General features: G+C 70.7%; 19 protein-coding genes and 1 pseudogene. 8 read left to right on the plus strand and 12 right to left on the minus strand.

Annotation, left to right across the window (positions count from 1 at the left end):
- Window positions 1-277 precede the first annotated feature (277 nt).
- Window positions 278-394 (plus strand): annotated as a pseudogene (locus E2651_RS45085) (MerR family transcriptional regulator); the annotation flags it as partial.
- 80 nt (window positions 395-474) lie between these two features.
- Here the strand turns inward: E2651_RS45085 and E2651_RS45090 are convergent.
- Window positions 475-702 carry a hypothetical protein gene (locus E2651_RS45090; RefSeq protein ID WP_167828696.1) on the minus strand — a complete coding sequence of 76 codons (228 nt, stop codon included), beginning with the start codon at window positions 700-702 and terminating at the stop codon, window positions 475-477.
- 434 nt (window positions 703-1,136) lie between these two features.
- On the opposite strand from E2651_RS45090, the gene E2651_RS45095 reads away from it, so the two are divergent.
- Entirely contained in the window at window positions 1,137-1,724 is a 588-nt protein-coding gene (locus E2651_RS45095) for a hypothetical protein (RefSeq protein WP_167828697.1), read from the plus strand.
- 18 nt (window positions 1,725-1,742) lie between these two features.
- Here the strand turns inward: E2651_RS45095 and E2651_RS05255 are convergent, their stop codons facing one another.
- The gene (locus E2651_RS05255; RefSeq protein ID WP_135329799.1) at window positions 1,743-1,982 is read right to left on the minus strand and encodes a hypothetical protein; all 240 of its coding nucleotides are present in this window, start codon (window positions 1,980-1,982) and stop codon (window positions 1,743-1,745) included.
- Between the two features lie 70 nt (window positions 1,983-2,052).
- Window positions 2,053-2,865, minus strand: coding sequence for a DeoR/GlpR family DNA-binding transcription regulator (locus E2651_RS05260; RefSeq protein WP_135329800.1), 813 nt, complete (start codon window positions 2,863-2,865; stop codon window positions 2,053-2,055).
- Between the two features lie 228 nt (window positions 2,866-3,093).
- Here E2651_RS05260 and E2651_RS05265 point away from each other — a divergent pair, with 228 nt between their 5' ends.
- Window positions 3,094-4,041, plus strand: a complete 948-nt coding sequence (locus E2651_RS05265) for a sugar isomerase (RefSeq protein WP_135329801.1) — start codon at window positions 3,094-3,096, stop codon at window positions 4,039-4,041.
- Window positions 4,042-4,184: 143 nt separating this feature from the next.
- Window positions 4,185-5,021: a class II fructose-bisphosphate aldolase gene (locus E2651_RS05270; protein ID WP_135329802.1), complete on the plus strand. Its 837-nt coding sequence runs from the start codon at window positions 4,185-4,187 to the stop codon at window positions 5,019-5,021.
- 195 nt (window positions 5,022-5,216) lie between these two features.
- Here the strand turns inward: E2651_RS05270 and E2651_RS05275 are convergent, their stop codons facing one another.
- The 4 genes from E2651_RS05275 to E2651_RS05290 form a co-directional block, all read right to left on the minus strand.
- Window positions 5,217-6,347: an NADAR family protein gene (locus E2651_RS05275; RefSeq protein ID WP_135329803.1), complete on the minus strand. Its 1,131-nt coding sequence runs from the start codon at window positions 6,345-6,347 to the stop codon at window positions 5,217-5,219.
- A gap of 59 nt (window positions 6,348-6,406) precedes the next feature.
- Complete coding sequence (locus E2651_RS05280; RefSeq protein ID WP_135329804.1) at window positions 6,407-7,312, minus strand: carbohydrate ABC transporter permease; 906 nt, start codon at window positions 7,310-7,312, stop codon at window positions 6,407-6,409.
- The gene (locus E2651_RS05285; protein WP_135329805.1) at window positions 7,309-8,271 is read right to left on the minus strand and encodes a sugar ABC transporter permease; all 963 of its coding nucleotides are present in this window, start codon (window positions 8,269-8,271) and stop codon (window positions 7,309-7,311) included. Before E2651_RS05285 ends, E2651_RS05280 begins: the two co-directional genes overlap by 4 nt.
- A gap of 155 nt (window positions 8,272-8,426) precedes the next feature.
- A complete protein-coding gene (locus E2651_RS05290; RefSeq protein WP_135329806.1) occupies window positions 8,427-9,731 on the minus strand; it encodes a sugar ABC transporter substrate-binding protein in 1,305 nt (434 codons plus the stop codon).
- 253 nt (window positions 9,732-9,984) lie between these two features.
- On the opposite strand from E2651_RS05290, the gene E2651_RS05295 reads away from it, so the two are divergent.
- Window positions 9,985-11,025, plus strand: coding sequence for a LacI family DNA-binding transcriptional regulator (locus E2651_RS05295; protein WP_135329807.1), 1,041 nt, complete (start codon window positions 9,985-9,987; stop codon window positions 11,023-11,025).
- Between the two features lie 166 nt (window positions 11,026-11,191).
- Window positions 11,192-11,950, plus strand: a complete 759-nt coding sequence (locus tag E2651_RS05300) for a hotdog fold domain-containing protein (protein ID WP_135329808.1) — start codon at window positions 11,192-11,194, stop codon at window positions 11,948-11,950.
- A 107-nt stretch (window positions 11,951-12,057) separates the two neighbouring features.
- Here E2651_RS05300 and E2651_RS05305 read toward each other — a convergent pair whose 3' ends face one another.
- The 3 genes from E2651_RS05305 to E2651_RS05315 are packed head-to-tail and all read right to left on the minus strand — an operon-like array spanning window position 12,058 to window position 15,647.
- On the minus strand, window positions 12,058-12,492 hold the full coding sequence (locus E2651_RS05305; protein ID WP_135329809.1) for a VOC family protein: 435 nt from the start codon (window positions 12,490-12,492) through the stop codon (window positions 12,058-12,060).
- 45 nt (window positions 12,493-12,537) lie between these two features.
- Window positions 12,538-14,958 carry an FtsX-like permease family protein gene (locus E2651_RS05310; RefSeq protein ID WP_135329810.1) on the minus strand — a complete coding sequence of 807 codons (2,421 nt, stop codon included), beginning with the start codon at window positions 14,956-14,958 and terminating at the stop codon, window positions 12,538-12,540.
- Window positions 14,955-15,647, minus strand: a complete 693-nt coding sequence (locus E2651_RS05315; RefSeq protein WP_135329811.1) for an ABC transporter ATP-binding protein — start codon at window positions 15,645-15,647, stop codon at window positions 14,955-14,957. The genes E2651_RS05310 and E2651_RS05315 overlap by 4 nt, the downstream gene beginning before the upstream one ends.
- A gap of 235 nt (window positions 15,648-15,882) precedes the next feature.
- Between E2651_RS05315 and E2651_RS05320 the strand changes: the two genes are divergently transcribed.
- Both E2651_RS05320 and E2651_RS05325 read left to right on the plus strand, forming a co-directional pair.
- The gene (locus E2651_RS05320; protein ID WP_135329812.1) at window positions 15,883-17,181 is read left to right on the plus strand and encodes a histidine kinase; all 1,299 of its coding nucleotides are present in this window, start codon (window positions 15,883-15,885) and stop codon (window positions 17,179-17,181) included.
- A gap of 14 nt (window positions 17,182-17,195) precedes the next feature.
- On the plus strand, window positions 17,196-17,882 hold the full coding sequence (locus E2651_RS05325; RefSeq protein WP_135329813.1) for a response regulator transcription factor: 687 nt from the start codon (window positions 17,196-17,198) through the stop codon (window positions 17,880-17,882).
- On the opposite strand, the gene E2651_RS05330 is transcribed toward E2651_RS05325, so the two are convergent.
- Together E2651_RS05330 and E2651_RS05335 are read right to left on the minus strand one after the other, a co-directional pair.
- On the minus strand, window positions 17,879-19,579 hold the full coding sequence (locus E2651_RS05330) for an immunity 49 family protein (RefSeq protein ID WP_167828700.1): 1,701 nt from the start codon (window positions 19,577-19,579) through the stop codon (window positions 17,879-17,881). The genes E2651_RS05325 and E2651_RS05330 overlap by 4 nt on opposite strands.
- 10 nt (window positions 19,580-19,589) lie before the next feature.
- Window positions 19,590-20,471, minus strand: a complete 882-nt coding sequence (locus tag E2651_RS05335) for a class I SAM-dependent methyltransferase (RefSeq protein WP_135329814.1) — start codon at window positions 20,469-20,471, stop codon at window positions 19,590-19,592.
- Window positions 20,472-20,629 lie beyond the last annotated feature (158 nt).

The following is a 20,629-nucleotide window of genomic DNA, read 5'->3' on the forward strand; positions in this document are numbered from 1 at the left end:
CGTGCGGAAGGCGCCGGATGGCCGGGGCGGCCACCCGCGAAGCCCACGTACGGGTGCGGGCCGAAGTCAGAAGGCAGCAGCGGCGCGAGCGGGGTGTGCGCGGCTGCGTCAGGGGCGAAGGATCACGGCGGGCAGGCGGCGGCGCTGGGCGTCTGGGGCATGCGCACGCTCTCTCTCCTGCTCCCCTGCTCTCCTGCCGGCATCGGTCTTCGCCGGGGGCGTCGTCGGCCCCGACACGGCTGATGGCGAGGGAGACGCACTCTACCCGGGTGTCCACGTGAGCAGCGAGCACCAGCAGATCGGTGGGGTCGCCGCGCGGACCGAGCTGTCGCTGCGCACCATCCGGCATGACGAGGAGACCGGCCTGGTCATCCCCTCCGCCCGATCCCAAGGCGCAGCACCGGGCAGTGAGGTGTTCGCCTCGCGGTACCTCCACCGGGCCCGAAGTGACAGTGCCCGCCTGACCGCTGCGGTCTACCGCACGTCGCTGGGCATCCACGCCCCCACCGCTCCGGCGGTACGCCGCCAGGTGCTCGCGCTCGATGCCGCACGCGCCGACGCCTCCGCCTTGCGGGAGGAGTTGACCTGCCGCATTCCGGAAGGTGACTGGACTCCGGTCTGGGCCACGGGCAGCGGCTTCACGCCGGCTCTGCGCGACACCCTGACCGGCCATGCCGACGCCGTGACGGCGGTGGCATGCACCGATTCGGACGGTGGCCCGGTCGCCGTCACAGGCGACGCCGAGGGTGCGGTGCGGGTGTGGGACCTGCGGACGGGCACGGTCGGCGGCGGGCCCCGGGTCGGTCACACCGGTGTCGTCTCGGCGCTGACGTGCACGGATGTGGGCGGTACTCCCGTTATGGTCACCTGCGGCGGCGCGGCATGGGTGTGGGATCTGCGGACCGGCACCGCCATGGGCGAGCCGCTGGCCGGACATCCTGACGGCGTGTTGGCGGTGGGCTGCGTGGAGGTGGACGGGTTTCCCGTCGCCGTCACCTGTGGGCGCGACGGTGCGCTGCGGGTCTGGGATCTGCGGACCGGCGCCATGATCGGCCGAAAGCGGTTCGGCCACAGCGAGGGGGTGTCCGCGGTGACCTGCCGCGTCGTGGACGGCGTTCCCGTCGCCGTCACGGGCGGTGGCCGTCTGGACGGCAGGGGTGCGGGTGTGGGATCTGCGGACCGGGACGGCCATCGGCGCGCCGCTGATCGGTCATACGGGTGGCGTCTCGGCCGTGGACTGCACGCTCGTGGACGGCATCCCGGTTGCCGTGACGGGCGGACGTCTGGCCGGTGGGGTCCGGGTGTGGGATCTGCGCACCGGCCAGGCCCGCGGGGAGCCGCTGCCGGGCCCCACCGGAGGTGTGTCGGCGCTCGCGTGCACGTCCGTGGACGGCACCCCCGTCGCTGTCACCGGCAGCAACGACGGCGGTCTGCGGATGTGGGACCTGCGGACCGGGACGGGCGTCGGTGAACCTCTGGCCGGCCACACCCGTGGCGTGTCCGCGGTCGCCTGCTCCGTTGCCGACGGCACCCCCATGGCCGCCACCTGCGGACGTCGTGACAACACGGTGGGCGTCTGGAATCTGCGCACGGGCGAGCGCGTAAGCCTCATACGGGTACCCAGCCCCCGCGCTGTCTCCTTCGCCTCGGACGGTGGCCTTGTCGTAGGCATGAACAACGACGTGGCGGTCCTCAGCCGACGTTCTCTGCGCCCGAGGCGGTGAGCGGCCTTTCGCCGCCGGCTACTCGGCGGGATCCTCCTCCGCCCGGCGGACGGCCAGCCGCACCGCCTTCTCGACCTCGGAGCTGTCCTGTTCGGTCGCCGTCGCATGATGCGTGATGGCCGCCTGGGCCAACCCCGATGCCTCACGCCACCGGCGCTTCTGCACCTCGTACTCCTCACCCTCGAGGCCCGCGAGCTGCGCGCGCTCCTCCTCGGCCCGGTGTGCCAGCCTGATCAATTCATCCGAAATGTCTGCCACACCCGGATCCTAGGACGGTCCCGGGCGTCCACGCATCGGCCGGTGGCACCGGTCGTGCCTCGATGAGGCCTCACACCGCGATCACCTTCACGCCCGCGTCCGTGAGGCGCGCGGCGGTTTCCGGGGAGATGTTGACGTCGGTCACCAGGGTGTCCACGCGGGCGAGGTCGCAGATTCTGGCGAAGGCGCGCTTGCCCAGTTTGGACGAGTCGGTCACCACGATGACGCGGTTGGCCCGCTCGGTGAAGAGTCTGCTGACGCCGGCCTCGTCCTCGTGGTGCGCCATGATGCCGAGGTGCGGGTCGACGCCGTCGACGCCGAGAACGGCGGCGTCGAGCACGACCTCCTTCAGTACGCCGCCGGTCAGCGGTCCGACGAGTTCGTAGCTCTGCGGGCGGGCGACCCCGCCGGTGGACACGATCTTGACCTGGGGGCGGACGGCGAGTTCAGCGGCGATGTTGAGGGCGTTGGTGACGACGGTCAGCGCGGGCGCGGAGGGTACGGGAGCTCCCGCGTCGGCGCCGTCCCGCCGGCTGCCGCCGACCCGTAGCGCGAGCACCCGGGCGACCTCGGTCGTGGTCGTGCCGCCGTTGAGGCCCACCACCTCGCCGTCGCCGATGAGGTCGGCGGCCGCCGCGGCGATGCGCTGCTTCTCGGGCGCGCGCCGGGACGTCTTGTAGCGCAGCGGCAGTTCGTAGGAGACGCCGTGGGCGACCGCGCCGCCGCGTGTGCGGACCAGCATCTGCTGCTCGGCCAGTTCGTCGAGGTCCCTGCGGATGGTGGCGCTGGAGACGTCGAGGGCGCTCGCGGCCTCCTCGACGTCCAACCGGCCCTCGGCGGCCAGCAGTTCAAGCAGCGCGCTCCAGCGGTCGCGTTTGGACATTGTTCTCGGACTCCTGCCCGCTCGGTCCGGTCCACCGGCTCAGCCACTGATCGTAGCCCCGCACAGCACTCCACCATGAACAGTGCACACACCCACTATGCTTGATTCTGCAATTTTTGGCGCCCTATCGAGCAACTCTTGACATTGCGTATGTCGATGCGACAGCGTGCTCGGCGCAGGAGACGTCCCGTCGTCGTCCGTTTGTCCCCTCATCTAGGAGCACCCGTCATGGCCGCCCCGCACACCTGCCGCACCTCCGTGGAGATCGCTTCCCAGCCGGACACCTGGCGTCAGGCCGCCGCTTCCGCCGACTCGCTCTCCGCGGCCCTGCCCCGGCGCGGTGAGCGCGTCGCCGTCGTGGGCTGTGGCACCTCGTGGTTCATGGCCCTCGCGTACGCGCAGCTGCGGGAGACCGGCGGGCACGGCGAGACGGACGCCTTCGCCGCGTCCGAGTTCCCGACCGGGCGTGGCTACGACCGGGTGCTTGCCATCACGCGGTCCGGGACCACGACGGAGGTCCTGGACCTGCTCGCCCGCCTCAAGGGCACCGTGGCGACCTCGGCGATCACCGCCGATCCCGCCACCGCCGTCATGGACCTGGCCGACACCGTCGCCGTCCTGGACTTCGCCGACGAGGAGTCGGTGGTCCAGACGCGCTTCGCCACCACGGTCCTCGCCCTGCTCCGCGCGCATCTGGAGGCGGAGGGCGCCCTGCCGGAGGGGGTACGCCCCATAGCCGGTGCGATCGAGGACGCGCAGCGCGCCGTCGACGCCCCGATCGGCGACGACCTGCGCGGTGCCGAGCAGTTCACCTTCCTCGGCACCGGCTGGTCCTACGGGCTCGCGCTGGAGGCCGGGCTCAAGATGCGCGAGGCGGCGGGCGCCTGGACCGAGGCGTATCCGGCGATGGAGTACCGGCACGGGCCGATCAGCATCACCGGGCCGAACCGGGTGGCGTGGCTGTTCGGGACCGCTCCGCAGGGCCTGGCCGACGACGTCGCGAAGGTCGGCGGCGTCTTCGTCGCCGGTTCCGAGGCCGCGGGCGGCCTCGATCCGCTGGCCGACCTGATCCTCGTACAGCGTCTGGCGGTCCTCATCGCGCAGGACCGCGGATACGACCCGGACCGCCCGCGCAACCTGACCCGCTCCGTGATCCTCGACGACGGCCAGGCCTGAACCGACCGGGTGGTGGCGGTCCCGCGTTCGTGGTGAGACGTCGGGCCGTGTGCACGCGCCCGGCCCGACGTCTCACCCGCCCTTCCCGGCCAAGTCCCCGACGCCCCGCACCCGTTCAGCCGTCATTCCTCTGGAGAAGCCCCATGCCCCTCTCCCCCACCGGCACCATCACCCACGCCGCCCGCCAACAGCGCTCGGGCGTCGGTGCTTTCAACGTCGTCCAGATCGAGCACGCCGAAGCCATCGTCGCCGGTGCGGAACACGCGCAACGGCCCGTCATCCTCCAGATCAGCGAGAACACCGCCCGCTACCACGGCGCCCTGGCCCCGCTCGCCCTTGCCACGCTCGCCATCGCCCGCGCCGCGGACGTCCCCGTCGCCGTCCACCTCGACCATGCCGAATCGGCCGACCTGGTCCGTGAAGCCGTCGAACTCGGCTTCACCTCCGTGATGTTCGACGCCTCCAAGCTCCCGTACGAGGAGAACGTCGCCGCCACCCGCTCCATCACGGAGTACTGCCACGTCGCAGACGTCTGGGTCGAGGCGGAGCTCGGCGAGATCGGCGGCAAGGACGGCGCCCACGCGCCCGGCGTCCGCACCGACCCCGACGAGGCCCGTGCGTTCGCCGATGCCACCGCCGTCGACGCGCTCGCCGTGGCCGTCGGCAGTTCGCACGCCATGCACACCCGCGACGCCGCCCTCGACTTCGACCTCATCCAGCGGCTCCACACCGCCCTCGCCGTCCCCCTCGTCCTGCACGGCTCATCCGGCGTCAGCGACACCGACCTGGGCAAGGCCATCGCGGCCGGTATGACGAAGGTGAACATAGCCACCCACCTCAACAAGCTCTTCACCAGTACGGTGCGCACACACCTCGCCGCTGCGCCGGACCTCTCCGACCCCCGTAAATACCTCGGCCCCGCCCGCGAAGCCGTCGCCACGGAAGTCACCCGGCTGCTGGGGATCCTCAGCCACCCCTGACCGTCTCTGTTCGGCTGACCTCCTGGGTGTCGGTGAACACGCCGTCCGCCACCACCCCGCCCACCACCTCGGCGTACTTGTCTACTGGGTCAGCAACCACGCCTACCGGAAAGGGAAATGGAACCTCGAGGACCTCGCCGAAACCCTCACCCAGGGCATCGCCGACCGCACCCGGTCCCACGGCTGAGCATCCCGTCACTGCGGGAACGCCCGCCGGGCGACGAGCCGGGAGCGGGTCAACTCCAGCAGGCGGCCCACCCAGTTGCGGCCGCGGCCGTCACCGGCGTCCCGCCAGAAGGGGGAGTCCGACAGGCCGGTGTAGCTGATCACGCTGTCCCCGGTGGCCAGGAGGATCTCGGCGAGCTCGGGGTGCTGCGTGAACTTCGCGTCCAGCAGACCGTCCATGACCGCCGGTCGCGCAGCGGGCCAATCCGCTCTCCGCTCCACCCGGGCGCCCGTCTCGCGCGCCTCCCGAACGCTCGGCGCATCCCGTATCCGGTCGTGGTCGCGAGGGTCGGCCGCCGACAGAGCCCAGTAGGCGTGGAGCACGGAGGGGTAGGTTTCGCCGGCGAACACCACCGGTACCGGGTACTCGTTGCGCAGCACGAACGGGCCGAGCACCTCCGGCCAGCCCTGCGGGTAGACGGTTTCCAGCGAGGAGAAGGCGGCTTGGCCCGCCTCGGTGGGATCGTCGGCGTACCGCTCCTCGCGCTGCTCCTGCGCCCGTGCGACCGCCTGTTCCAACCGATGGAAGTAGTCCAGGGCCTGCTGGTGCATGTCCGGCGTCGCCACCGGGCCGTCCCCGTCGACGGCTTCTCCCACCTCGGTCAGCAGAATCCGCAGCGGGCGGTCCTGGTGGTCCATGTCGCCGAGGACAAAGACACGCAGGTGCGGTGGCACCGCGAGGTAGGCCTCTCGCAGCATGGTGCGGTTGGGCTCGCCCGGGTCCTGCCGGAAGCGCCGGATCGCCTCCTGGCAGCGCTGCGCGGCCGTGGGCCGCCCGCTGAGTTCTTCGACCTTGTCGGCGGCCTCGAGGAGGAATCCCTGCGGGGTCAGTGGTTCGCCGTATCGGGCGGCCCACTTCGACGGCGGGGCGGGAACCTCTGCCGCTCCCGGCTGCGTGACCGCGATGCCGCCCGATGCGAGCAGCTTCTCCAGGCCGGGCAGATCGGTCCACTCCTCGCACTTGACCGCGCCGTCCGCGAAGACGATCAGATCCTCGAGGAAGTAGCGGTCGTCCCACGGGCCACGCCGCCAGACGTGACACCAGGCCCCGTCGATCGTCTCCCCGTCCACGGTCCGATGCGTTGGTTCTCGCCAGGTCATCGGAGCACGCTATCGCCCGGATGCGGACGGCTTTCGGGCCGGTCCGGCCACCGGCCACCTCACTTGACCGCGCCCGCCGTCATGCCCGCGCGCCAGAACCGTTGCAGCGCCACGAACGCCACGATCAGCGGGACCACCGACACCAGCGAGCCCACCACGACCAACGACGCGGGAACCGCCACTCCATGAGACGCGTTCCAGCCCACAAGACCCACGGTCACCGGCTGCAGCCGGTCGTCCCCCAACACCATCGCGGGCAGCAGGTAGTTGTTCCAGATCTCCACGAACTGGAACAGGAAGATCGTCACCAGCGCCGGCAGCATCATCGGCAGCGCGATCGTGCGGAAGATGCGGAACTCCCCCGCGCCGTCGAGGCGTCCGGCCTCGATCACCTCGCCCGGCACCGCCTGCGCGGCGAAGACCCGTGCCAGATACACGCCGAACGGGCTGACGATGCTGGGCAGCAGCACGGCGAGCGGATTGTTGATCAGGCCGATCTCGGAGAACATCAGGTACAGCGGCAGCGTGAAGAGGATCTTCGGGACCAGTACGGCCGCCAGGACCGCCCCGAACAGCGCGCCCTTGCCCCGGAATTCGTACGTGGCAAGGAGGTAGCCGGCCATCGCCGACAGCAGGGTGGCGCCGAGCGCGCCGATGCCGCAGTACAGGACGCTGTTGAGCATCCAGCGCCAGAAGATGCCGTCGCTCTGCGCGGTCAGCCGGCTGAGGTTGTCGAAGAGGCCGAAGCCGTCGAACCAGAGGCCGCTGCCGCTGAATTGGCGGCCGAACGGCTTGGTCACCGAGACCAGCAGCCACCACAGCGGGAAGAGGAAGTACGCGGTCGAGATCAGCAGCAGGGTCAGGACGACGCCGCGGCCGGCGGCCGTGGTCTCCCGGCGTGCCGCGGTCTTGGCGGTGCGGCGCGCCCCGGATGGTCCTGCGGATCGCGTCACGGCGGTGCTCATGCCTTGTCACCCCGGTTGGTCAGCTTGAAGAAGACGAAGGACAGCACGCCGACGGCGACGGCGAGGATCACCGACTGGGCGGCGGCGTAGTGGTAGTTGCCGGCCGCCACCGCCGACTGCGCGGACATGATCGGCGTGAACGTCGAGGAGACGGAGCCGCCGGAGATGGGCTGGAGCACCGTCGGTTCGTTGTAGAGCTGCGCGGAGCCGATGATCGAGAAGACCGCGGTGAGCACCAGTGAGCTGCGTACGGCCGGGATCTTGATGTTCCAGGCGATCCGCAGGGCGGACGCGCCGTCCATCTTCGCGGCCTCGAGCACCTCGCCGGGGATCAGCTGCAGCGCGCTGTAGATAATGATCATGTTGTAGCCGGTCCAGCTCCACGTGACGATGTTCGCCACCGACCACAGGACCGAGCCGCTGGAGAAGAACGGGATCTGGATGCCGAGCGGCTCGAGGAGATGGTTGATCGGGCTGGACTCGGAGGAGTACATGAACGACCACACCAGGGCCGCGCTGACGCCCGGGATCGCATAGGGCAGGAACGACGCGAGACGGAAAAGCCCTTTGCCGCGCGCCGACTTGGCGTCGATGAGCAGGGCGAGGCCGAGGGCGAGGCCCAGCATGAGGGGCACCTGGACGACGGCGAACAGGCCCACGCGTCCCAGCGCGGCGAGGAAGTCGTGGTCGCCGAAGGCCTGCGCGAAGTTGTGCAGGGGGTCGAACTCTTTGGTCGGCGCGGTCAGTCCCAGGCCCGAGCGCTTGACGACGTACAGGCTGCTCACCGTCGCGTAGACGATGGGCGCGATGTACATCGCCGCGAACAGGGCCACGAACGGCCCGCCGAACAGCAGCAGGGTGCGCTTGGTGAGCGCCGTCTCCCGGCGGCGGCGCCGGGGCGGCCGGGCGTCCTGCCGCGGCGGTGCGGCGGGTTCGGCCGTGCTGAGTGTTGTGGTCACGAGCTCTCTTCCGGTTCTGCGCCTGGCAGGTTCTGCGCCCGGCAGGTTCCGCGCCTGGCAGGTTCCGCGCCTGGCAGGGGCGGCCGGTCCCAGCGGCCGGCCGCCCCGGGTGGATCGGGAGCAACGGGTGGATCGGGAGCGACGGGGCGTCCGCCCTACTCCGTCACCTTCAGGCCCTGGTTCTTCAGTTCGCCGACCGTCTTGTCCTGAGTGGTGCGCAGGGCGTCCTTGAAGGTGCCCTTGCCGGCCCAGGCCTTGCCCAGCGCGTCGTCCAGATCCGCGGAGGTCTTGGTCATGACCGGGCCCCATGTCCAGTCGGAGTTGACCTTGGGTGCCGCGTCCGCGAAGACGTCGTAGATCTTCTGGCCGCCGAAGTAGGGGTCCTTGGCCTTGAGCTGGGGCAGGTCGAGGAGGGCGGGTGCGGCCGGGTAGAGGGATGCCTTGTCGACCAGGCCGCCGTACGCCTTGCGGTCGGTGCTCAGCCAGTGGGCGAAGGTCCACGCGGCCTTGGTGGACTCGCAGCCCTTGAGGACCGCGGTCGCCGAGCCGCCCGCGTTGCCGACCGCGCTGTCGCCCGCCTGCCATTGCGGCATCGGCGCCACGGCCCAGTCGCCGGAGCCGTCCTTGGCGCCGCCCTTGATGACGCCGGCCTGCCAGACGGCGCCCACGACGGAGGCGATGTTACCGTTGCCAATTCCGGTGTACCAGGACTGGTCGTACATGGGGGCCTTGCTGATCAGGCCGTCGTCGGCCAGGCCCTGCCAGTAGCCGGCGACCTTCTCGTTGGCCTTCGAGGCGAGGCCCACCTTCCAGGCGTCGCCGTCGATGCCGAACCAGCTGGCGCCCGCCTGCCAGGACAGGCCCGCGTAGTCGTAGTTCAGATAGGGCGAGGAGATGTAGCGCTCGGAGTCCGAGGCGTGGATCTTCTTGGCCTGGGTCTTGTACTCGGCCCAGGTCTTCGGGGGCTTCAGGTCCAGCTCGTCGTAGACCTTCTTGTTGTAGAAGAGGGCCATCGGGCCGGTGTCGACGGGCGCCCCGTACACGGCGTCCCCCAGGGAGACCGAGCGCCAGGCCGCCTGCTGGAAGTCGCCCTTGTCGCCGTTCGCGTACTTCGCTACGTCGCTCAGGGCGCCCTGCGCGGCGAAGCTCGGCAGGGTCTCGTAGCCGACCTGGGCCAGGCAGGGCGCGTTGCCCGCCTGTACCGCGTTGAGCATCTTCTGGTAGCCGCCCTTGGCGCCGGGCTGCACTTCCTGGTACTCGACCTTGATGTCCGGGTGCGACTTGTTGAACGCCTTGACCGCGTCGGCGTAACCGGGGGACCAGCCCCAGAACTTCAGCGTCCCGGTCCCGTCACCGCCTCCGCCGGCGGAATCCGAACCGGACGACGAGCATCCGCCGAGCACCAGCGTGAGAGTGACGGCTGCGGCGATTCCCGCCGCGCGCATACGGGTCCTCTGCACGGCCCCTCCTTGTGTTCGTGGGCAGGGTTCAGACCCGGACACCGAGGGCGGGGCCTGCTGTGGGATCGATGCACCATGGGCCACATGGGGCCACATGGGGCCTCATCCGACGCACCGATGGCCGGAACTATGGCAGAGAATGTTATCGATGCCAATAGGTCATTCCCATCGCGCTCCCGGACCGGTGAGAAGGCGATGAGGCCGGTATCATCCGGCGCACGGAACGAAGTGAGGACGCGTGGACAGTGGACGTATGGATGCAGTGAACGGCGGCGAGGGCGGCGGACGGCCACCCGGCATGGCGGATGTGGCCCGGGTCGCGGGAGTCTCCGCGCAGACGGTCTCGCGCGCCCTCTCCGACCATCCCAACGTCCGGGAGGAGACGCGGGCCAAGGTGCTGGCCGCCGTGGAACGCCTTGGGTACCGCAAGAACAGCGCGGCCCGCATCCTGTCCTCCGGGCGCAGCCGGACGATCGGCGTGGTCACGCTGCAGACCACGTTCTACTCCCGGCTCACGCTGACCTTCGGCATCGAGAGCGCCGCGTACGAGGCCGGCTACTCGGTCTCCACCGCCTCCACCGCCTCGCTGGACACCTCGGCCGTCGAGGCGGCGCTCTCCCGGCTCGCGGACCAGCGCGTCGAGGGGATCATCCTCGCGATCCCGCTGATCCATGTGAGCCCCCGCATCGAGCAGTTGACGGACTCCCTGCCCACGGTGACCGTCGACGGCTCGCGCACGGCGGCCTCCGAGGTCGTCGCGGTGGACCAGGTCCAGGCAGCGCGCCTCGCCACGCGCCATCTGCTCGACCTCGGGCACGAGACGGTCTGGCATGTCGCGGGTCCGGGCGAATGGCTCGACGCGGCGAGCCGCCTGCAGGGCTGGCGGGAGACGCTGGAGGCGGAGGGCCGCACCGCCCCGCCCGTCCTTGAGGGCGACTGGTCCCCCTCGTCCGGCTACCGCAACGGCCTCATCCTGGGCCGGATCCCCGACGTGACGGCGGTGTTCGCCGCCAGCGACGAGATGGCCTTCGGCGTGATCCGCGCCCTGCACGAACTGGGCCGACGCGTTCCGCAGGACATCTCCGTGGTCGGCGTCGACAACATCGACCTCGCCGAGTACTGCTCGCCGTCCCTGACCACCGTCGCCCAACCCTTCGCCGAGATGGGTGCGTTGGCCTTCGGCCATCTGCTGCGCCTGATCGAGAACCCCGAGGCCGCGCACGAACCGGCGTCCGTCGAACCGAAGTTGATCGTGCGGACGAGTACGGCGCCGGCCGACCGCGGGGAGGTGTGAGGGAGGGTGGCGATACCGCATGGGCGTTGATGCGCCTCAAGTGGGCCTGACATCAAGGCGGTTCGGTTCGCTTCGGTTCGGCGAGTCGGCGTGAGGTCCGCGATCTTCATCACTGTTCCTCTCCCCGCCTCGCCTGTCGCGCGGTGGTGTGGTGGGGTGGTCCACCATGACAGCGAGCCGGATTCTGAGCGTCCCCACCCATGCGACGGGCTACCCGGGCGTGGCCTTCGGCGGCTATGTCGCGGGGCTGCTTGCCGCCCGCGCGGAGGCCAAGACGGTACGCGTCGACTTCCGTGGCGCGGTGCGTCCCGACACCCCGCTGCGGGTGTCGCAGACCCCGGACGGCGGCTGCCGGCTCGGCGATGACGAGAACGGCGCCTTGGTGGCGTGCGCGCCCGCCGAGCTGCTGCTCGATCCGCCGGCGATGCCGACCTGGGAGCAGGCGCAGGCGGCCACCGAGGACTATCTCGGGCACATCCGCAAGTCGCCGCAGCCGATTCCCGACTGTTTCGGCTGCGGCGCGGTGCCGGCGGGGCGGGGCGTACGGGTCTTTCCGTCCCGTGTCCCCGGGCGCGAGCTGCTCGCCGCGGCCTGGGTCCCGGACGCCGAACTCGCGCTGGATGACGGGACGTTGCCACCTGAGATGGTGTGGTCGACCCTCGACTGCCCCGGCGGCTGGGTGGGCATCAGGTTCGGGCTGACGAAGCCGGGCGCGGTGACGGCCGCACTGACCGGGACACAGCTGCGGCCGGTGCGGGCGGGCGAGCGCCATGTGTCCTACGCCTGGCCGATCGCCGCCGATGGCCGGAAGGTCACCGTGGGGGTGGCGCTCGCGACGGCCGGCGGCGAGCTGTGCGCGCTGGGCGAGGCGCTGTGGATCAGTCCTCGGGAGCGGAGGGAGGCCGCTCCGGGGTCGGGGGCGTGACGCCCGCCGCGCAAATCGACAGCGAGAGAAGCCGGGCCGACGCCCGGCATCTCCTCGACGACGACACGCTGCCGACCCCGGACCACGTCGCGGGACGCTCCTGCCTTTCAGTCGAGACAGAACTCGTTGCCCTCGATGTCCTGCATCGCGAGGCACGACTCGTCGACTCCATCGGCAAGCAGTAGCTGCACGCGTGCCGCGCCGAGCGCGATCAGCCGTGCGCACTCGGCCTCGAGTGCGGCCACGCGCTCTTCACCCACGAGCCCGGTGCCGACCCGCACGTCAAGATGCACCCGGTTCTTGACGACCTTGCCTTCGGGAACACGCTGGAAGAACAGTCGCGGGCCAACACCTGAGGGATCAACGCATGCGAACGCCGAACCCTGGCGCTCGGGCGGCAGTGCGCGATCGAAATCGTCCCAAGTAGCAAACCCCGCCGGGGGCGGCGGTACGACGTACCCCAACACCTCGCACCAGAAACGAGCGACGCGCTCGGGTTCTGCGCAGTCGAAGGTGATTTGGAACTGCTTGATCGACACCATCGGTCCATCGTAAAGGCGGGTCTTTCGTCACGCGCACAGGCCCGGCTACTCGGTGCGCAGCGCCGTGGCCGTACGGGCCTTGGCCGCCCAGCCCGCCGGGATCAGCGCGCCCAGCATCGCGAGCATGACCCCGCCCACTCCCAGCAGGAGCAGCTGAACAGGCTCGTACACATCGAGGATCGGCGACGGCAGGCTGGTGCCTGCGGCGCGCCCCATCACCGGCATGACGAGGCCGTGCAGCGCGTACCCCGCCGGTACGCCGATCAGCCCGCCGATCATGCCGATCACGGCCACCGAGGCCGGCACGAGGCTCATGGTCTGGCGCGGCGACATGCCGATCGCCTTGCAGACACCCAGGTCGTGAATGCGTTCCCGGGTGTCAAGGACCACGGAGTTGAGTACGCCGAGGCCGGCCACGGAGACCAGCATGAGGGTGAGCAGCACCGCCATCGCGGACATGACGAGGATGACGCCCTCCTGCCCTGAGGGGGCGTTGGTCGTGGCGTCGCCGCCCAGCGGCCGTACGACCGCGGCGAGCTTATGGGCGTACTCGTCGGCGGAGACGCCGGACTTCACCTCGACGAGGAAGGAACTGGGCTCGGCCGACGCGAAGTTGGCCATGTCCGCGTGGATCTCCAGCTCGCTGCCCGAGGTGTCGAAGGACTCGCCCACGATCCGCAGGTCCGCGGTCTCCCTCTCGAGGGTCACCCGCACCTTGTCACCGATCTTGGTGCTGGTCCTTTCCAGGAAGCGGGTGGGCACCACGACCTGCCCCGTGCCCGTCAGCCAGTGCCCGGAGATCATCTCGTAGCGGCCTGAGCGCGCATCGCCCTCGTAGAGGCTGATCTGGACCGAGCCGGAGATCCCGGCCACGGCGGCCTCGGTCTGGGATGTGCCGTAGTACGACCCCGTGCCCGCCTGCGACTTGATGGCGGACCGCACCTTCGCCGGGTCGGCGACGGCGACCTTGGGGCTGGACGGTTTGGATGGTTTGGATGGTTCGGGCGTGCTTGCCGCGCTGCCGCCCACAGGAGGAGGCGGAGGAGGAGCGAGAGTGGTCGGCTTGGTTGTCGTGACCGTGACCGCCGCACGGTTCTCGGGGTCCTGCGAGGTGCCGATCGCCGTCAGGGACGAGGTCAGCCCCACCGCGAAGGTCGCCGCGACCGTGCCGAACGCCACCGCGAGCAGCATCGCGAGAGTGCGGACCGGATGCGTGAAGGGGATGGCGAGACCGTAGGTCACCGGTCGCGGCAGCGGCAGCCGCCCCATCGCCCGGTGCGCCCACTGGCCGCGCCCCGTGCGCGGCGACCGGCCGACCGCGATGGCCTCGACCGTACGCAGCCTTCCGGCCCGCAACGCGGGGATCAGCGCCGCGAGCCCCACGAGGGCCAGGGCGGCGGCCGGCACGGTGACGTCCACCCACCAGGCCACCGAAAGGGAGACGGTGCCGTACACCTCCTCCGTGTCAGACAGCAGTGGCACTGCCAGGAGGTTTCCCAGGACGGCCCCTGCGGCGATGCCAGCACCGGCCGGGATCAACGCCTGTGCCATGTAGGCGCGTACGACCTCGCGCGGTGTGAAGCCGATGGCCTTGAGGATGCCGATTCTGCGCAGGCTGGTGCCGACCGCACCACTGATCACACTGCTGACGATGATCACCGACATCACGATGCCGAGCACGCCGAAGGCCATCACGAACGGGACGGTCGCCGCCGCACCCTGATCCGCGGCGCGCTTGGTGTCCAGCCAGGACTGGGTGCCAAGGAGCGCCCCGGACCCCACGGAGGCGGCGAGCTTCTTCCGGTCGGCGAGGATCTGCTCCTTTGTGCTCGCGGAGTCGAAGCGGTAGAGCATCTGGCTCGTTGCCGGACTGCCCTCCGACGCCAGCGCGTCGGCCTGCGCGGGGGTCGCCCAGGCGTCGGCGCTCTTGCTCGCCGACACGGCGAAGCCGACGATCGAAAGGGGCGGGGCCTTCGCACTGTGCGAAGACCTCAGGGTGGCGCCGATCCCGATGGCGGGTCCCTCGAACGACGCGGCGAGCACGATCTCGCCCGGCTTCCGCGCCCACCGGCCGGACTTCAGATCCACGCGGTCCACGTCGCCGTCCGGGCCGGACCGACCGACCAGGGTCAGCGTCGGCAGTTGGAACCCGGACTGATCCACCGGGCGGAACGCCGTGGACGGGTACGGCCCCGCGCTCGCGGTGACGTCGGCCAGCTTCCCGGTCTCTGCCAGCCGCTCCGCACTCGCCTTGGCCGGATCGAACTGTGCGGTGATGTGCGCACCCTGCTGCTTCCCGAAGGCATGGTCGAAGGGCGCGGCCGCGGCGACCATCAGCGACCCGGCGACCACGGCCGAGGCCACCGCCATCATCGTGGCCACGGCGATCACCACGGTCTGCACCCGCCGCCGGCCGACCCCGGAGCGTACGACCCGGCCCATCGCTCCGGTACCGAACAGGCTCATCGGACGGCCCGCGCGTACGAGTCGAGGGCTACGCGACCGTCGACCAGGTGAAGCGTGCGGCTCGCGCATGCCTCGGCCAGCGTCAGGTCATGCGTCACCAGCACGATCGTCTGGCCACCACGGTGCAGATCCGTCAGCAGAGCGCGGACGTCGTGGCCCGATGCGGTGTCCAGCGCACCGGTGGGCTCGTCGGCGAGCAGCAACGCGGGGCGGTTGACCAACGCCCGGGCGACCGCGACCCGTTGGCGTTCGCCTCCGGACAGGCGGCCCGGGTAGGCGCGGGCGTGTTTCTGGATGCCCAGCATCTCCATGAGCTCACCCGCGCGGGCCGCGGCCTTGCGCCGACCGGTCCCGGTCAGCTGGGCCGGGAGCTGGATGTTGTCGGTGACGGTGAGGTCGTCGAGGAGATTGAAGAACTGGAAGGCCATGCCGATGTGCTCGCGACGGAACGTGGCGAGGGCGTGCTCGCTCAACCGGTCGATCCGTCGCCCGGCCACGATCACGGCGCCGTCGGTCGGCCTGTCCAGGCCGGCGACGAGGTTCAGGAGTGTGGACTTGCCGCTGCCGGAAGGGCCCGTCACGGCAAGGGCCTCACCCTCGGCGACGCTGAGCGTGAGCGGTCCGAGCACCGGCGCACCGGCGCTGTCGTAGCGCTTCGCCACACCCTCCAGTTCGATCACTTGACGCATGCGAGTTGTCCGTCCTTATGGTCACGAGAGGCACATGCCGTTGCCGGCTGCCGTTGTCGGCCCCGCGAACCTAGAAGCCGCCGCGTGTGGGGCGCATCGGCAGCGGAACCAGCATCGGGCCCTCCCCGCGGAGGAATCGGCCGCGGAGTCATACCTGCGGAGGAGGACCTCCGGAGCAGCGCACTGGTCGAACAGGTGGACGCGGGCCGGGCGGGGAGCGCAGCACAATGTGCGGATGGAGACGGAAGACCGGCGCAGCCGACGTCAGCAGCTCATCGACGCGCTACGTCCGGAGGCGAAGGCCGCCCCGCTGTCCCGGCGGGCGGTGCGCGCCGATGTGGTGCTTGCGGTCGTGCTGACCGTCATCGCCCTGTTCGTGGCGGTGCGCTGTCCCGGCGACGGGCCGGTGGACATCAACCCCCCGACGGCCGACGTCGGGACCGGGATCCCGGCTCCGCCCCCGCCGCCCGGCCCTGGTGAGGCGCCCGTGAAGGAGGAGCCCGCCTCCGTGCCCTGGGCCCTGGTCATCCTGTCGACGCTGCCGCTGGCAGGGCGGCGCCGGTATCCCCTGACCTTGTTCGTGGCGGTGCTTGGCGCGGCACTGGCCATCGGCAGCTCCGCCTCCTGGATCACCGTCCTGGCCTGTGTGATCGGTGCCTACAGTGCCGTCGTGCACAGCCGTTACCGGATAGCGGCGATTGCCGTCCTGGTCATCGCCGCCGCGCTGTCCGGTGTCGCTTTCCGCAACGCGGACCCCGTGCTCCCGGGATGGTCCAGCCCGGGATTCGTGCTCCTTGTGGCCGGGATGCTGGCCAGCCTCGTCCGCTTCCTGCAACTGCGGCTTGCGTCCAGCCGGGACCGGGTCACAGAACTGCAGGAGGCTCAGGAGGAGGCCACGCGCCGGGCCGTCGAGGAGGAGCGGGCCCGCATCGCCGCCGAACTGCACGACGTGGTGACCCACAATGTCAGCGTGATGGTGATCCAGGCGGGCGCGGCCCGCAAAGTGATGGACGTGGTGCCCGAGCAGTCGAAGGAGGCGCTGCTGGCCGTCGAGGCGGGTGGTCGGGCCGCCATGGCCGAACTGCGCCACGTGATGGGCCTGTTGGCCGCCCCGGACCACGAGAGGCCCGACGGCCTGGAGCCCCAGCCCGGGCTCACGCAGCTCGGCGCGCTGGCCGCACGGGTACGCGCCGCCGGGACGCCCGTGAGCGTCGAGGTGTCGCTGCCGCCGGATCCGCTGCCACCGGGGGTGGACCTCGCGGCGTATCGCGTCGTACAGGAGGCGCTGACCAACACGATCAAACATGCGCGCGGCGCGGAGGCGTCCGTCGCCATCGGTTGCACGGACGACTGCCTGGAGATCGAGGTCACGGACACCGGCGGCGCCGAGGACTCCCCGCCGGTGGAGAGCAACGGCCGTGGCCACATGGGGCTGCGTGAGCGGTTGGCCGTCTACGAGGGCGAGTTGACGGCGGGGCCGACGAACGCCGGCGGCTACCGGGTCACGGCCCGCATCCCGCGGAGCAGCGTATGAATGCGGAGCACCGTATGACTACGGAGCAGCCGCCGCTGCGCGCCGTCATCGCCGACGACCAGGCCCTCGTACGCACCGGTTTCAAGATGATCCTGGCAGCGGACGGCATCGACGTGACGGCCGAAGCTGCCGACGGGGCCGAGGCTGTCGCGGCGGTGCGCCGCACACGCCCCGACGTCGTCCTCATGGACATCCGGATGCCGGAGATGGACGGCATCGAGGCCACCAGGCGCATCGTCGGCGACGCAGGACCGGACGGAACGCGGGTCATCATCCTGACCACGTACGACCTCGACCACTACGTCTACGCCGCGCTCACGGCCGGCGCCAGCGGCTTCCTGCTCAAGGACGTCACCCCCGAACATCTGGTCTACGCCCTACGCCTGGTGCGGACCGGCGACGCTCTTCTCGCACCCACGATCACTCGTCGGCTGATCGAGCGCTTCGCCCATCACGAGGAACCGCAGACCCTCGCCCCGCACCGCGATCTGTCCGGCCTGACCCCGCGCGAGCTGGAGGTGCTCCGCCTGCTCGCGACGGGCCTCAGCAATGCCGAACTCGCCTCCCGGCTGTTCCTCAGCCCGACCACGGTCAAGAGCCACGTCGGCCGCATCCTGTCGAAGCTGGACCTGCGCGACCGCGTCCAGGCCGTCGTCTTCGCCTACGAGACGGGGCTGATCGCCCCGGGCGGGGGCGCCTAGCCGGGGAACTCCTCGATGCGCTCGCGGTTGAGGAGGTACTTGGGCAGGTACGGCTGCTCCAGGGAGACGGGGAAGCCGTAGTCGTGGGCCAGGCTCGCCATCGCGAGGGGTCCGAGCGCCACCTGGGCTCGGGGCGCCGCCGAGTCGCCCCAGTACGCGCCGTGGTGCGCGACGGCCTCGGCGAGGGTCTCGGTGAAGGCGTCGTGGTCGCGTGCGATCAGGCGGTGGAAGAGAGCGACGGGCTGGTAGTCGATCTGGTTCACGAAGTCCATGGGTGCGTGGGTCACCGTCTCGGGCATGGACGTTTCCATGGTGGACAGCAGTTTCTGTACGACGTCGTCCATGGGGCGCTGGGACCAGTAGGTCTGCAGCGTGTCGATCCAGTTCAGGACGTACGCGTCTACGGAGTCGTCCTGCCGCAGCACCTCTAGCGGCACCTGGCTCAGCCTGTCGGCCCGGTCCTGCTGACGGCACGCGACGGCGAGGTAGAAGGCGTCGAGCCAGGCGCGGGCGTCCGCGGGTGGTTCGGCGGGGAAAGCGGGCAGCAGCGGTTCGATGTCCTCGGCCAGTCGGCATTTCTGTGCCTGCGCGCCGGTGAACAGCGCGGAGCCGAGCTGCACCGCGGTCGCCCAGGCATCCCAGGTGTCGATGTCCGCCACTCTGGGGTCGGCGGCGCAGTGGCTGTGGCCGAGTACGAGTGCCGAGGCGAAGGCGTCGCCGAGTCCGGCCGGGTCCTGGGCGAGACGGGCTGTCGACTCGGCCGTGGTGTGGGTGAGTTCGGCCAGGTCGGGCGTCTTGGCGGGGGTGCGCGTGGCGAGCCGTCCGGCGCCGTCGAGGCGGACCAGGCCCTTCATCAGGCCGAGCAGTTCCGGCGGTGGCCGCAGGGAGAAGGTGAGGGTGTCGTGGTCGATGACCGTGAGCGACGTCAGGGAGCCCTGGTGCCACCAATAGACCCGTGGGGACAGTGAGCCGGGTCCGTCCTCGTGGGCGCCCAGGGCGTACGAGGCAAGGCCGTTGAGGGCATCGACGACGGACCCGTCGGCGATCGGGTGGTACGCCAGCAGATGCCGGGTCGGCATGACGACGAGGGCCCCGGCGTCCGGCAGAGCCGCGCCGGTGACCTGCCGGGCCGCTTCCGACAGGAACAGCGCCTTGCTCGCGACGAACGGGGAGTCGCCGTACACGGAGTGCAGCAACGCCCGTCCGCCGACCGACACTTCGTCGTGCTCGACGGGCACGCCCATCAGGTTCGCGTACGCCGCCTGGCCAAGCTCCTCGAGACCGGCACGCTCCACGTCGGCGTCGGTCAGGATCCGCACACTGGTCGGCATGTCCAGGGCATAGGCGAAGACGAGCCCTTCGGCCACCACGCGTGCGTAGCGCATCGCACCGGCAAACTCCGGGCCGATCGAATCCGCGGGCAGCAGCCTCGCGTGCACACCGCGCAGCAGCTCCGCGGCGCTCTCGCCACCCTGGCTCCCCTCGCGCAAGGCGGTGAAGTGCGCCTCCACCAAGGCCGGCCAGCGGTCCTCCGGCGCATGACGGCACTGCTGCGCCAGGTTGTGCAGGGAATAGGTGCGGCCGTCCTGGCCGTACGCGGCAGCCAGTGCCCGCAGGCGTTCGGCTTGCGCGACGGTCAGCATCGGCAACTCGGGGTCGAGGGACACTGGTGCGGCGAGGGAGTCGTCGTGATTCATCCCTGCGACCCTACGAGTTGGGAGAACGGCGGCCGACGCCGGGTCGTCCCTCGGTGGGGCCCTTCGCCCACACGAAGACCTCGGTGCTCGGCTGCCGCTCGGAGAAGCGGCCGGACGGGGAGATGCCAAGGAGCAGGCGGCGCAGGTCCGTCTCGAAGGCGTCGCGGTCCACGCCGAACAGGTGCGGAGACGAGAACGACATCGAGAACACCCCCGCGACCGCGTCGTCGACCGTGCGCACCAACTCCTGCCCGCCGGGCACGACGTGACGCCGAGGCCCGGTGAACCCCGCGCGGGCGAACACCAGCGCCTCACCGCCGGGTGTCCCCTGGGGCAGCACTCCCCGGCCGGCCCGTCGGACCGGCCCCAGGTAGCGTCTGACCAGCTCGTCCATCCCCGCATAGGGCACCGCCGGATACCGCAGGCCCTCGGTGGTGCGGCGCTCCGTCTTGTCGTCCGAGATGTGTACGAGGACTCCGCCGGACTCGAGCATGTCTTTGATGGTCGTCGCCACCAGGTCGCGGTCCATCCAGTGGAAGGACTGGGCGAAGGTCGCGACGGTGAACGTGCCGAGCCCCGCGGGCAGTTCCTCGGCACGGGCCCGCACCCATCGCGCCTTCCCGGCCACTCCGCGCTCGGCGGCCGCGCGCCCGGCCTCGGCGATCATCTCGCGGTCCGGGTCGACGCCGACGACCTCGGCGAACAGGTGCGCCAGAGTCAGGGCGACGGTTCCCGGTCCGCAGCCCACGTCGATGAGGCGTCCGCGCCCGTCGAGGTGCAGCACATCGGCGAGTCCGTCCGCCAGGCCGGGGGCGTAGGGAAGCCGCCCGCGCCGATAGTGGGCGGCCGTGCCCGAGAACAGCGTCTCGTCCCACTCCCAACCTGCCGTCATGCCCCGAACCACCCTCACCCGTCGACCAGTCGTCCAGCCATCCGTCCTTGCCGGACGGACGATGATTCCACGGCGCGACCGTCAGCCACGGCATCCTGCCGGGGCGAGGTGGAGCGCCGTGTCGGCCGTACCGACGGTTCGATAGCCTCGGCCTTCTT

This window comes from Streptomyces sp. MZ04 (assembly GCF_004684775.1).
Taxonomy (GTDB): Bacteria; Actinomycetota; Actinomycetes; order Streptomycetales; family Streptomycetaceae; genus Streptomyces.

Coding starts and splice junctions, on each gene's coding strand:
- E2651_RS05260 (WP_135329800.1), bottom strand. CDS start 2,865: ATGTCCAAACGCGACCGCTGGAGCGCGCTGCTTGAACTGCTGGCCGCC.
- E2651_RS05265 (WP_135329801.1), top strand. CDS start 3,094: ATGGCCGCCCCGCACACCTGCCGCACCTCCGTGGAGATCGCTTCCCAG.
- E2651_RS05270 (WP_135329802.1), top strand. CDS start 4,185: ATGCCCCTCTCCCCCACCGGCACCATCACCCACGCCGCCCGCCAACAG.
- E2651_RS05275 (WP_135329803.1), bottom strand. CDS start 6,347: ATGACCTGGCGAGAACCAACGCATCGGACCGTGGACGGGGAGACGATC.
- E2651_RS05280 (WP_135329804.1), bottom strand. CDS start 7,312: ATGAGCACCGCCGTGACGCGATCCGCAGGACCATCCGGGGCGCGCCGC.
- E2651_RS05295 (WP_135329807.1), top strand. CDS start 9,985: ATGGATGCAGTGAACGGCGGCGAGGGCGGCGGACGGCCACCCGGCATG.
- E2651_RS05300 (WP_135329808.1), top strand. CDS start 11,192: ATGACAGCGAGCCGGATTCTGAGCGTCCCCACCCATGCGACGGGCTAC.
- E2651_RS05305 (WP_135329809.1), bottom strand. CDS start 12,492: ATGGTGTCGATCAAGCAGTTCCAAATCACCTTCGACTGCGCAGAACCC.
- E2651_RS05310 (WP_135329810.1), bottom strand. CDS start 14,958: ATGAGCCTGTTCGGTACCGGAGCGATGGGCCGGGTCGTACGCTCCGGG.
- E2651_RS05315 (WP_135329811.1), bottom strand. CDS start 15,647: ATGCGTCAAGTGATCGAACTGGAGGGTGTGGCGAAGCGCTACGACAGC.
- E2651_RS05320 (WP_135329812.1), top strand. CDS start 15,883: ATGGAGACGGAAGACCGGCGCAGCCGACGTCAGCAGCTCATCGACGCG.
- E2651_RS05325 (WP_135329813.1), top strand. CDS start 17,196: ATGACTACGGAGCAGCCGCCGCTGCGCGCCGTCATCGCCGACGACCAG.
- E2651_RS05330 (WP_167828700.1), bottom strand. CDS start 19,579: ATGAATCACGACGACTCCCTCGCCGCACCAGTGTCCCTCGACCCCGAG.
- E2651_RS05335 (WP_135329814.1), bottom strand. CDS start 20,471: ATGACGGCAGGTTGGGAGTGGGACGAGACGCTGTTCTCGGGCACGGCC.